We start from the raw sequence: 10743 nt of genomic DNA, 5'->3' as shown, positions 1-10743 counted from the left end.
ATGCATGGCGGGGGGCGGCTGGTTTGGCCGCCGTGCGCGGGGCGTTATCGCGCGGCGCACGGCTGACAGAGAGACGGGAGCGGGGAGATTTCATCGGATACACACTTCAAACAGACGATGGCAGCGAGTGTACCACAGGGTGCTGAGGGCAGGATGAATGGCTGTGGCGTCACAACAAGCAGTGCCCGGAGCCAATTCGCCTAGCTCAGCAGGCTCTCGATCACGATAGCCTGACGGGCGGGGGTCGAGCCCGCCAACAGCAGGGCGTGGCTGACCACATCGTCGATCATCGCCTGCGCCAGTCGGGTGAGGGGGCGCAGGGTCTCCCGTCCGCTGCCAACCGGCACCGCCAGCAGAATAATGGTCTGCACCGGCCCGATTTGAGAGCCCCACTCAATGGGCTCCTTGCAGCTAAGCAGGGTCAGCGCTGGCTGGCTGATCCCTTCGCTCAATACATGGGGCATGGCAAGGCCGGGGCGGATGATGGTGGCCGAGACCTGCTCGCGCCGCTCTACCGCGGCGGTCAGTGTGGCGCGGCCGGTGATCAGCTCGGCGGGCAGCAGATCGATCAGATGCTCGAGGGCCTCTGCCTTGCTCAGCGGTTTGGGGCTATGGGCCAGCTGGCGCAGGGCAAAATGGTAGTCGGGCAGGACGTTGGCCAGTCGCAACTCCGCCAGCGCGGCGGTGCGCGGGCGCACCAGCGGTTGACCCAGCTCCCCGCACCAGCAGGTGAAGGCCATGTGGGCGAGCTCGGCATCGCACCCTTCAATCTGCAACTGGCAGAGATCGCCGGGCTGGGTGGCGAGGGTCAACAGGGAGAGCTGGTTGCTGGCGGCAACGGTCTGGCGCCGGGTGAGGTTGGCACAGCGGATGGTGGATTTGAACATCCCCGCCAGCCGGTTCAACTGCTTGGCCTGGGTGATGCTCAACCCCTGCTGGCAGTAGAAGGTGATTTCGCGGGTCAGCATCAGGCCGGGATCGGCAGGGCCTTGAGTACGGCGTTGGCATCCAGCAGCACGGTTTCCAGTCTCACCTGATGGATGGTGCAGCCGAGGAAGCGCTCTTTCTGCTCAATCTCGATATCGGAGGCAATCAACACCAGGTCGGCGCTGGCAATATCGCGGGCGGTCAGCATGTTCTCCATGCCCATGGCGCCCTGAGTCTCGACCTTGATCTTGAGTCCCAGCCCAGTGGCGGCTTTTTGCAGGGCATCGGCAGCCATATAGGTATGGGCGATACCGGTCGGGCAAGCGGTGACGGCGACGATCTTCATCTGCTCTCTGTGATGCTGACAAGGGGGAGCAACAAGATAGCGCCAGCGGGGGGCTTTTACCAAAAGTCCATATGAAAAGTGGGATCTTGATGGGGATATGCCCGTCCCTTGAACGGCAGTGCAGGCTCATGCCGGGCCAGTCGGGTGTCTGGTTGCTCCAAACAACAAGGGCCACCCCTGTGGGTGGCCCTGAACAATCTGCGTCTGTTGTTATGGCTATCAGGCGGTCTGGGCAGCCAGCTCGGCGGCTTTCAGTTCGCGCTTGATGCGGCGGATCTTGCGCTCCTCGGCGACCGCGACACAGCCCATCAGCACCAGACAGGCGGCGGCTGCGATGTCCAGCGCCGCGAAGGTGCCGGTCCAGCCGGTCAGGCCGAAGATGGGGGTGCCATCGGCGATCATGCCCAGACCCAGTTTGGCGAAGCTGTCACCAATCAGGTAAGCGAAGGTGCCCTTGACGCCATCGGCTACGCTGATGCCCTGCTTGGGCACGAAGCCCACGGCGGCGACGCCGATCAGCAGCTGCGGACCAAACACCAGGAAGCCCAGGGTGAACAGGGAGCCCAGGAACATAAACTGGGTAGTCGCATGCTGGTAGAGACCCAGGGTCGCGATGATCAGCGCCAGTGCCACGCAGGCAACCAGACCACGACGGCCATTGGCCAGATCGGAGAGGTAACCCCACATCAGGGTGCCGACCAGTGCGCCCACTTCGAAGAAGGTAAAGCCCTGAATAGCCACGTCTTTGGAGAAGCCCAGCTCTTGGTGGGCATAGACGGTGGACCACTGGTCGATACCGATACGCACCACGTAGAGGAAGATGTTGGCAAAGCAGAGCAGCCAGATCACCTTGTTGAGCAGCACGTACTTCACGAAGATCTGCCACTTGGTCAGCTTCTGCTCTTCGGTCGCGATATCTTCTTCGCTCGCCACTTCGTCAAACAGCTCTTCCACCTTGCCAAGACCATAGGCTTCCGGTGAATCGCTACCAAAGCGCAGGCCGATAAAGCCGACGATCAGCGCGATGATGGAGGGGAAGATAAACATGCCGAGCACGTTGCCATCAAACAGGTAGTTGGCACCGAACAGCGCCACACCGGCCGCACCGGCACCGCCCACGTTGTGAGAGAGGTTCCACATACCCAGATAGGTGCCGCGCTTGTTGCGAGGGGTCCACTTGGTGATGGTGGAGTAGCTGCAGGAGCCACCACAGCTCTGGAAGAAACCGCTCAGGGCATAGAAGAAGATCATGAAGTAGAGGCTGAAACCGGTGCCGCCCATGCTGGCACTGAAGCCCAGCATGCAGAGCGCGGAGAGGATCAGCATCAGCGGCAGGAACTGCTTGGTGTTCTTGCCGTCGGCATAGTAGGAGACTATGGTCTTGCCCACCCCGTAGGTGATGGAGAAGCCAAGACCGATCATGCCGAGCTCGGTCATGGAGAGACCGTACTCCTGGATCATGTCATTTTGCGCAATGTTGAAGTTCTTGCGGATCAGATACATGGTCAAATAGCCAATAAATACAACCAGATAAGATTGCATAAACGGCTTGAACCAGAGCTTGCGCCGGGCTTCGACCGGCAGGTCCAGGGTGGGGACCCGGACCTGTTGGAGCAATTTCAACATCTTCGTTCATCCTCTGCGAGATAGACGGTATTTCCGCCGCGCCCCTCATTTGTAGATAGGTTGTTCGAGGTCACGCCACGGAAGGGAGAACGGAACGTCGGGGCTGTCAGCCGTTGCTGCGCTCGACGCTCCATCCATATAAACCCGGGCCCGGCACGGGATGACGGGGCACATTGCCCATCGCGGTGCGGGTCACGACATCAGGTGAGGTGACTCTAATAAGAGGGGCAAAAAATGGCTTGAGAGCCATCCCTAGTGGGGCTAGGAAATTTTCCTAGTTTTTGCGCTTTCGCGGACAAAGCGTGAGAAACATCACACCGCTGACGCCGGATTGCTGCCATTTCAGCCAGTTTGGCGCTCTGTGTGAGTGCTGGGCTGGGCTGGGGAGGTGGGATGGATAGGCCAGAAGGGAGCAAGGGAAAGGCAAGGATAGAGGTGAAGGGAGAGACTAGGAAGAGTGCTTATCGACCACTATTTCTCGGGGGGCGATATTGGGAAATACGGCCCGCTAGCCATCCCAAAAAACAAGAGGCCACCCCGTGGGGTGGCCTCTTTTATGGTTTAGGAGCCTCGATGGTGAGGGGGCACTCAGGCCGCCTTGGCCAGAGTTACCTCATCACTCTTTTTGACCCGCAGTTTTTTCAGGGCAACCGCGACCATGCCGGTGACGATGGCTCCGCAGATCATGCAGAGCAGGGCCAGCAGCGGCTTGTTGACCGCACCCAGCAGGGCCACGATGGGGCCACCGTGGGCGACGCTGTTGGTGATGCCAAACAGGAAGGCCATCACAGCTGCGGTCATGCTGCCCAGAATGTTGGCCGGGATCACGGCCAGCGGATCACGGGCGGCGAACGGAATAGCTCCTTCGGAGATCCCCACCAGACCCATGGCACCGGCGGCTTTGCCCGCTTCGATTTCAGAAGCATCGAAGATTCCCAGCTTGCGACCGAGCACGGTCGCAAGCGACATGCCAAGGGGCGCGGCCGGGATGGCGCAAGCCATGGCACCCATAAACTGGGTCTGACCGGAAGCAATCATGCCGACGGAGAAGAGGAAGGCCACCTTGTTGACCGGGCCACCCATATCAAAGCCGGCCATACCACCCAGCACGATACCCAGCAGCACCAGACTGCCACCGCTCATGGAGAGCAGCATGGCGTTGAGGCCGGTCATCATGTCGGCAATCGGGGCACCGATGATGAAGATGAAGACCGCAGCGATAAACAGGGAACCAACGATCGGGGCGATCAGGATCGGCACCAGCGGCTGCACCATCTTGTGGTACTGACGGGTGGCAATCCAGCGCACCAGATAGCCGACCAACAGGCCCGCAATGATGGCACCGATAAAGCCGGTACCGGCATCCGCGCCGTAGAAGCTGCCGTTGTTGGCGATCCAGCCGCCGATAAAGCCCGGTGCCAGCGCCGGACGATCACCGATGGCGTAGGCGATATAGCCCGCCAGAATGGGGATCATCAGGGTGAAGGCGGCCACGCCCACGTTGAGGATCTGGTTCCACATGCTCCCTTCCGGGATCTGCATGCCGCTCGGGGTCGGGTTACCGCCGATGGCGAGTGCCAGCGCAATCAACAGACCACCGGTCACTACAAACGGGATCATGTGCGACACACCGTTCATCAGGTAGCGATAGAGATCGGAACTGCCGCCCGCACTCTTCTCCTCACCTTTTTTATCTTCTTTGCCAGCCACGTAGGCGGGGGCTTTCAGGGCTTGCTCGATCAGACCCTTGCCATCCTTGATTGGGGCTTTTACGCCGGTCTTGATTAGGGGTTTGCCAGCGAAGCGGGCCATGTCCACCTGCTTGTCACAGGCCACCACGATGGCGGCGGCGCGGGCGATCTCGTCCGCAGTCGGGCTGTTCTTGACGCCGATGGAGCCGTTGGTCTCCACTTTTACCTCATAACCCAGCTCCTTGGCGGCGCGCTCCAGCGACTCGGCCGCCAGATAGGTGTGGGCGATACCGGCCGGGCAGCCGGTGACACCGATGATCAGCCCCTTGTTGGCCGCAGGTGCGGCAGCCGCTTCCTCTTTCTTGGCCAGCAGCAGTGCCAGCGCATCGGCCGGGGTTTTGGTTGCCAGCAGGGCATCGATAAAGCCCTCTTCAATCAGCTTGCCGGAGAGCTCGGCCAGCACCTCGATATGGTGGTTGGCGCCACCGGCTGGGGAGGCAATCATGAAGAACAGTTTGGACGGCTTGCCATCTTCGGCGCCGTAGTCGATGCCGTTGCGGCTGATGCCGATGGCGACGGCCGGGGTGCTGACCGCCGCACTCTTGGCGTGGGGCAGGGCAACACCCTCTTCAAAGCCGGTGTTGCCCAGCTCTTCGCGGGCCCACAGATCCTTGATAAAGGCCTGCTCGTCGCTGACCTTGCCTTGCGACGCCAGCAGGCGGGCCATCTCGGTGAAGACCTCTTCCTTACGCGTCGCTTTCAAATCGAGGTTGATCAGATGTTCATTGATCAAGGTGGTGATCATAGCGCTCTCCCCGCTTCCGGTGACGGAAGCTATGCGTGAGTACGTATCGACGTACTGGATAAAAATGACCTGATCATTATCGCGGCTCGCCCGCCCCCTCCCTATCGGACAAATGTGCTAATCACTGGATTTTTGTGCGCAGCAAAACGAGATGTGATGAAGATCCCGTTTTCAGGCAGGACTCGCCATTTTCAGTCAACCATCCATTTCTTCTTTAAAAACAGATAAATGTATTGATGTCAGGCTCGCCGTCAGATTTGCAATACGCCATATAAATAAATTAATCATCAGCGGAGTCTGGATTTATATGTGGTTTTAAGGCGTGATTAGATGTGACCTTTCTCACAAAAAGTCGCAGTTTCGTCGGGCGGATTAGGATTTTTATGCGCCTGATGGCGGAGGCCAATCGAATTGGCTGGGCGAGCGCAGAGGGGTGTTGTTTGGGAAGAAAGTGTGGTGGCAAGAGAGGGATGGCCGAAAAGAGAGAGGTGATAACACGAACGTTCGAATACGCTGCGCTATTCGAACCTGCGGATTACACAATATGCGCCACCGACCCCAGCCAGTTGGGAACTTGTTGCCGATACCACTCCAGATATTGCTGTGCCTGCGGCTTCTCCCTTCTGGTCAGCAGATTGGTGACTTCAATAATCAGCCAGCACTTGGCCATGACGAGATGGCGCAGCAACCGGTCGCCAGAGTGCAGCGAGCTGTGGCGCTGATAGCGTTCAATGATGGTTTCATACTCAGCCCGTGAACCCATCCGCGGCACCAGCGGGGCCAGATCGATGGCCGGGCTGCCATAACCAAATCGTTCCCAGTCAAATAACACCAGCTCACCATTGTTGCGGGTGCCCCAGTTGCCTTCATTGCTATCTCCCGAAATCAGGCATGACTCCTCGAATAGTTCGTGACCAACTTGTTGGATATGGCGGATCTTCTCGTTTACCGCTTCCGGCAAGCAGAGTACAGAGAGCGCCTCGTTGGTGTCGACGAGCGACCAGCCGTGAGTTTTCACCGCAAAGTCGGGCTGATACTTGCCGTTATGAAGGTTGGCCAGCTGAGCAAAGGTCTGTTCGTTGTGGTGCAGCTGCGTGAGCGTGACCGGATGAGGGATCTGTTCAAGGAACAGGGTCTCCCCTTCGACCTTGAGCAGGGCAGGAGTGTTGAGCCCGCTCAAATGCAGTGCGGCGCGTTGGTAGAAATGGCGCTCGACAGGCGATGCGCCTCTTTTTCTGATACAGGGCTTGCCATCCAGCAGCTGGATATTGACCGAAGCGCCCCCCATTTTCGCCAACTCCTGTTGCGTCATCCTCTACCCCGTTAGCTATGAGTGGTCAGTTGCGTGAGATAGCTATTTACCTCTGCCCGAGTCGTGAAATGGTGCTTGTCGTTTGGGAATCGATCAAACAGCTCGCGATGGAAGTGGCTGGAGCTTTTGCCGGCTCGCTGCCCATATTCCGATGCCCACACCAGCAGTTGTTGAAAGTTCTTTTCCGCTGCCACTGCATCCCGTTGCCTGGCGCTTTGTGATCCGCGTGATAGCAGTGAATCACGGCATACCGACCAGTCGAGATCCAGAAAGAGCAGGGTATCGGCGGCATCAACCAGCTGTTCAGCCAGGGCATCAAATACCCCTTCGACCACCCATTCAGGCTCTTGGGCAAGCGCTTTAATGGCAAGGTCAATCTCATGCTGGGGCCGTTTTTGGGTAAATCCGCCCGGTTGCCAGACAAGGGTATCGAGATTGACCTCGCGGATAGTTAACCGCTCAGCCAGCTGAGCTGCCAACCAGCTCTTGCCTGAGCCCGAGTTGCCAATAATCAGAATACGTTTCATCTATGAGCGCTCTTTTCTGGAACATATATCTGGATGCTGAAAAGTAGAGGTGATGACGCGAATGTCCGAATACGCTTCGCTATTCGAACCTACGGGCTATCAGGATTTATGGTCAAATTAGGTATCACCGCACATCTGCGTTATAGATAATTTTATTTTACTCATCAGCCATTAGATGGATTTCTATTTCGCCGATTAGATTTGATTTTTTGCGTCTGTACTCGTCGATAGCATAAATTTTATTTTCTTTATCTTTGGGTGGTACAGGTGTTTCTGGTAGCTCCTTAACCAAAGCAATGCATTCTTTTGCGACTAAATCCTTATCAGCTAAATCACAGATATTATCCATTAACTTTAATATTTCATTTTGCGCACCATCAATTTTATCCACAATATCAGTGGCGAGCATAGCTCCTTTTGCTCCACGTTTAATGTTTTCCAATTTATTAAAAACTTTATGAATGGAGCCAATGATTCCAGTTCTAGCCTCCACTCTGATTACATCATGATGTTTTGCTTTAGTTTGATATAAAGATTCCGATATGATGGCATCCGATAGCCATTTTGCATCAGAGTACAGAAGTTGAAGGCCCTCTCTGAAGTCTTTATAAGAACTAATACCTTGAAGTAGAAGCATTAGTGTGCCAATTACAGTTATACGAGCTTTTATTGAACCATCTTCAAACTCAACATTGATCTCAAGACCTTCAGATAAAAAGAACTCAGTGCGAGTCAAGGAAAACATTCTTAAATTTTCTTTGAATGACTCTAACTGTTCATCGGTTTCCATTCCTCTCGGCTCAACATGAATATAAGCCTGACTAAGGATGTTCTTGTTTATATAATCTGCCACTATGTGATCTCAATTTTTGTTGATGGTTTAATTTCAAAAAATCTATATAGATATTTACATCGACTTCAATCGTCCTTGGAAATGGCGGTAAACATCATCGTTATTAAAGCCATCCACATTCTGGCTGGAGAAGATCAGCGGGGTCGCGCCTTGCGCCAGCGCCAGTTTTTGCGCTTCAACCACCAGCGTATTGATCAGCACCATGCCGGAGATGGAGGAGAAAGCGCCGGTGACTCGTTCATTGACCTCGCACAGGCCGTCGCCCGGCGGCACGCAGTTGTCCAGTACCAGATCGGCCAGCTCCATCAGTTTCTGGCCAGAAGGGTGACGACTCGGATTTTGCGCCGATTGCGCCACCGAGGTAATGACGATCACCTTGTGGCCGCGTGCTCTGGCAAGCTGGGCCCACTCGATGGGCAGGGCGTTACGCCCCGAATTGGAGATGACCACCATCAGATCCCCCGGCGCAATCGGCTGATCCTCCCACAAAATGGCGGCAAGCCCGGGCAGTTTTTCCAGCGCCGAGCTGCGCAGGGCACCATCGGCGGTGGTGACGGTGGAGTCGAGCACGGCGTTGATATTGCCAAGGCCACCGGCACGGATAAACCCCTCCAGCCCGACCATATGAGAGTGCCCGGTGCCCAGCATATGGATCATCTTGTTGTGGACGATGGCCTCGCTAAACCAGCGGGCCGCCTGCCGGATCCCGGCTTCGTTCTGACTGACCATGGTAGCAATGCGCGCTTGCAGTTTTTCGACGTACTCAAACATAACGGCGGGATCCTTTTCTGTTGCCGAAGAGGGGCACCTCATCCTGTGAACGGGTTCTATTGGGTGACTCTTAAGATCCGTTGAGATTTATCAACCTGCTTGTTTAATTCTTTGAGCTTGTTAAGAGAGATTTGGTATTGACCATTTGAGGGCAGGGGCTTCCCGTCAAACTGCTGCCATACCAAGTTTCCCGGGCCATTAAAAATCTCTTCGAATGTGCCGTTGGGAAGAATTTTGATGGCGATGGTGTGTTCTGGCTGGCTGCGGAAGGCGACTGATTTTGCCTGCGTGGCTTTGATTTCAACTTGCAGCCCGGATGGAGATAAAGCGTCATATCCCTTGTTTGATGCATTCATCAATTCTAACCCGTAAGCATCTGCAACCAGACATTCGCCAATACTGCCGACCATATGGCCATCGGGCGTAAAGTGTCGCCCCGGAAACATTTCTTCAAGCTCCTCTACTGTCGAGTAGAGCTGTTGTACCAATCTCTGGAATCGCTTGTGATCGATCATGTTTTTTACCGCTTTGATTGTTCAGTTTTGTCGGTCGGATCGTCGAAGCATAATTGGACGGTCACGAGGAAATTATCGCTACATCCCATTTCTTGCTGACACGCTACCGCCCCTGGACGACAGCCTCCACTCTGCTGCTGTTAACCGGCGATATGACGGGAGGACAGGGTTGCATGATGTGACCTCTTTGCAGCCTGTTTGCCCAGTGGGGCATAGTAACTGGTGGCAGAGGTAGGCAAAACGACACGCGGCGAGAAACCGGCCGGGGATCAACAAATGGGTGAGCGAGCGCGGTTTATTTGTGCAGGCCATCGTGCATGGTTGGGCACGGCATGTGCTCAATACTCCAGAAACTTCTCCCCGCAGCGCTCACAAATAAGATGTTTTACATGGGTGGTCTGGTAGGCCAGTGTTTCACCAAACGCCCAGTTGGTGATGCTGCTGGAAGTAAAGGCTTGCCAGAAGGCTTTGCGCGGATCCTTGGGCATGATGTCCTGGCTGTGATCGCGGGCGACCAGCACCACGATATGGCGGGTACGCTCGCCGCATTTGTCACAGCGATGGATTTCACTCGGTGGGTTCTGGTCGCGCGGGTTGCTCATACATGGGCTCGTGAAGAGAGGCAGGCGCCCATCATATTCCTCTTCACTTGGCTCTCAATCTCTCCTTGCCAGCGCAGTGAGCGGCCTCACGTTTTGCGCTGCTGCGGGCTTGTCCAGCCAGCTCAGGCCGATGCCCGCTTCTGCGGTTTGCTGGTGAGCGGTGATGATATGGCGGGTGGGGCGAGCTCGGGCGCCCAGCCAGCTCAGGCTGATTCTCGCTTCTGCGGTTTGCAGGTGAGCGGTGATGATATGGCGGGTTGGGGCGAGCTCGGGCGCCCAGCCAGCTCAGGCCGACTCCCGCTTTTGCAGATTGGGGGTGATGATATGGCGGTTGGGAGCGAGCTCGGGTTGCTGCATCCGGGTCAGCAGCCGTCTTGCCGCCTGACGGCCGATTTCGCGGGCCGGTGAGCTGACGAAGGTGAGAGCGGGGGAGGTGAGTTCTGCCTCCGCCACATCGTCAAAACCGAGCAGGGCCACCTGCTGGCCGATGTAGTTGTCCTTGCCCACGGTGCGGCCGCTCGCCTCGACGCCATAGATGGCGCCGAGCGCCACCTCGGGGTAGTGGCAGAGCACGGCGGTCACCTTGGGGTGCTGGTGCAGCAGCTGGGCGATGGTGTCGGCGGCGCTGCGCTGGGTGCGCTCGCACTCCAGTACCCACTCCGGTTTGAAGGGGAGGCCATATTGCAGCAGGCTGGCGCAGTAGCCGCCGATCCGCTCGGCGCGGGTGAGGGAGTCGGCCCGCCCGCCGACGTAGGCGATATGGCGGTG

The 10743-nt window shown here is 56.8% G+C and carries 11 protein-coding genes; all 11 read right to left on the bottom strand.

Going from position 1 to position 10743, the window contains the following annotated elements; all coding sequences use genetic code 11:
* Nucleotides 1-200: 200 nt before the first annotated feature.
* Complete coding sequence (locus AACS18_RS03285) at nucleotides 201-968, bottom strand: PTS sugar transporter subunit IIA (RefSeq protein ID WP_108613688.1); 768 nt, start codon at nucleotides 966-968, stop codon at nucleotides 201-203.
* Nucleotides 968-1273 carry a PTS fructose transporter subunit IIB gene (locus tag AACS18_RS03280; protein ID WP_005334611.1) on the bottom strand — a complete coding sequence of 102 codons (306 nt, stop codon included), beginning with the start codon at nucleotides 1271-1273 and terminating at the stop codon, nucleotides 968-970. Before AACS18_RS03280 ends, AACS18_RS03285 begins: the two co-directional genes overlap by 1 nt.
* A gap of 219 nt (nucleotides 1274-1492) precedes the next feature.
* Complete coding sequence (uhpT, locus tag AACS18_RS03275; protein ID WP_005334609.1) at nucleotides 1493-2899, bottom strand: hexose-6-phosphate:phosphate antiporter; 1407 nt, start codon at nucleotides 2897-2899, stop codon at nucleotides 1493-1495.
* A gap of 588 nt (nucleotides 2900-3487) precedes the next feature.
* A complete protein-coding gene (locus tag AACS18_RS03270; RefSeq protein ID WP_108613687.1) occupies nucleotides 3488-5395 on the bottom strand; it encodes a fructose-specific PTS transporter subunit EIIC in 1908 nt (635 codons plus the stop codon).
* Between the two features lie 535 nt (nucleotides 5396-5930).
* Nucleotides 5931-6707 carry a phosphotransferase family protein gene (locus AACS18_RS03265; protein WP_258228839.1) on the bottom strand — a complete coding sequence of 259 codons (777 nt, stop codon included), beginning with the start codon at nucleotides 6705-6707 and terminating at the stop codon, nucleotides 5931-5933.
* Between the two features lie 11 nt (nucleotides 6708-6718).
* Complete coding sequence (locus tag AACS18_RS03260) at nucleotides 6719-7234, bottom strand: AAA family ATPase (RefSeq protein WP_108613685.1); 516 nt, start codon at nucleotides 7232-7234, stop codon at nucleotides 6719-6721.
* 157 nt (nucleotides 7235-7391) lie between these two features.
* Nucleotides 7392-8024, bottom strand: coding sequence for a hypothetical protein (locus AACS18_RS03255; RefSeq protein WP_339373243.1), 633 nt, complete (start codon nucleotides 8022-8024; stop codon nucleotides 7392-7394).
* 117 nt (nucleotides 8025-8141) lie between these two features.
* A complete protein-coding gene (locus AACS18_RS03250; protein WP_108613683.1) occupies nucleotides 8142-8858 on the bottom strand; it encodes a sugar isomerase domain-containing protein in 717 nt (238 codons plus the stop codon).
* A gap of 56 nt (nucleotides 8859-8914) precedes the next feature.
* Nucleotides 8915-9373: a DUF6998 domain-containing protein gene (locus AACS18_RS03245; RefSeq protein ID WP_042082438.1), complete on the bottom strand. Its 459-nt coding sequence runs from the start codon at nucleotides 9371-9373 to the stop codon at nucleotides 8915-8917.
* Between the two features lie 338 nt (nucleotides 9374-9711).
* Nucleotides 9712-9975 carry a hypothetical protein gene (locus AACS18_RS03240; protein ID WP_108613682.1) on the bottom strand — a complete coding sequence of 88 codons (264 nt, stop codon included), beginning with the start codon at nucleotides 9973-9975 and terminating at the stop codon, nucleotides 9712-9714.
* Between the two features lie 285 nt (nucleotides 9976-10260).
* Nucleotides 10261-10743 (bottom strand): substrate-binding domain-containing protein (locus AACS18_RS23040; RefSeq protein WP_258228838.1); only part of this gene is annotated, 483 nt, incomplete at its 5' end.

Origin of the sequence: Aeromonas sp. HMWF015 (assembly GCF_963878965.1) — a bacterium.
Lineage (GTDB): Bacteria > Pseudomonadota > Gammaproteobacteria > Enterobacterales > Aeromonadaceae > Aeromonas > Aeromonas veronii.
Note: the sequence above shows the minus strand (reverse complement) of the source record. Positions and strands in the feature narration are given on the sequence as shown.

Bases quoted from the DNA above. Each gene is read 5' to 3' on its own strand.
- AACS18_RS03285 (WP_108613688.1), bottom strand. From the start codon at position 968: ATGCTGACCCGCGAAATCACCTTCTACTGCCAGCAGGGGTTGAGCATC.
- AACS18_RS03280 (WP_005334611.1), bottom strand. From the start codon at position 1,273: ATGAAGATCGTCGCCGTCACCGCTTGCCCGACCGGTATCGCCCATACC.
- uhpT (WP_005334609.1), bottom strand. From the start codon at position 2,899: ATGTTGAAATTGCTCCAACAGGTCCGGGTCCCCACCCTGGACCTGCCG.
- AACS18_RS03270 (WP_108613687.1), bottom strand. From the start codon at position 5,395: ATGATCACCACCTTGATCAATGAACATCTGATCAACCTCGATTTGAAA.
- AACS18_RS03265 (WP_258228839.1), bottom strand. From the start codon at position 6,707: ATGACGCAACAGGAGTTGGCGAAAATGGGGGGCGCTTCGGTCAATATC.
- AACS18_RS03260 (WP_108613685.1), bottom strand. From the start codon at position 7,234: ATGAAACGTATTCTGATTATTGGCAACTCGGGCTCAGGCAAGAGCTGG.
- AACS18_RS03255 (WP_339373243.1), bottom strand. From the start codon at position 8,024: ATGGAAACCGATGAACAGTTAGAGTCATTCAAAGAAAATTTAAGAATG.
- AACS18_RS03250 (WP_108613683.1), bottom strand. From the start codon at position 8,858: ATGTTTGAGTACGTCGAAAAACTGCAAGCGCGCATTGCTACCATGGTC.
- AACS18_RS03245 (WP_042082438.1), bottom strand. From the start codon at position 9,373: ATGATCGATCACAAGCGATTCCAGAGATTGGTACAACAGCTCTACTCG.
- AACS18_RS03240 (WP_108613682.1), bottom strand. From the start codon at position 9,975: ATGAGCAACCCGCGCGACCAGAACCCACCGAGTGAAATCCATCGCTGT.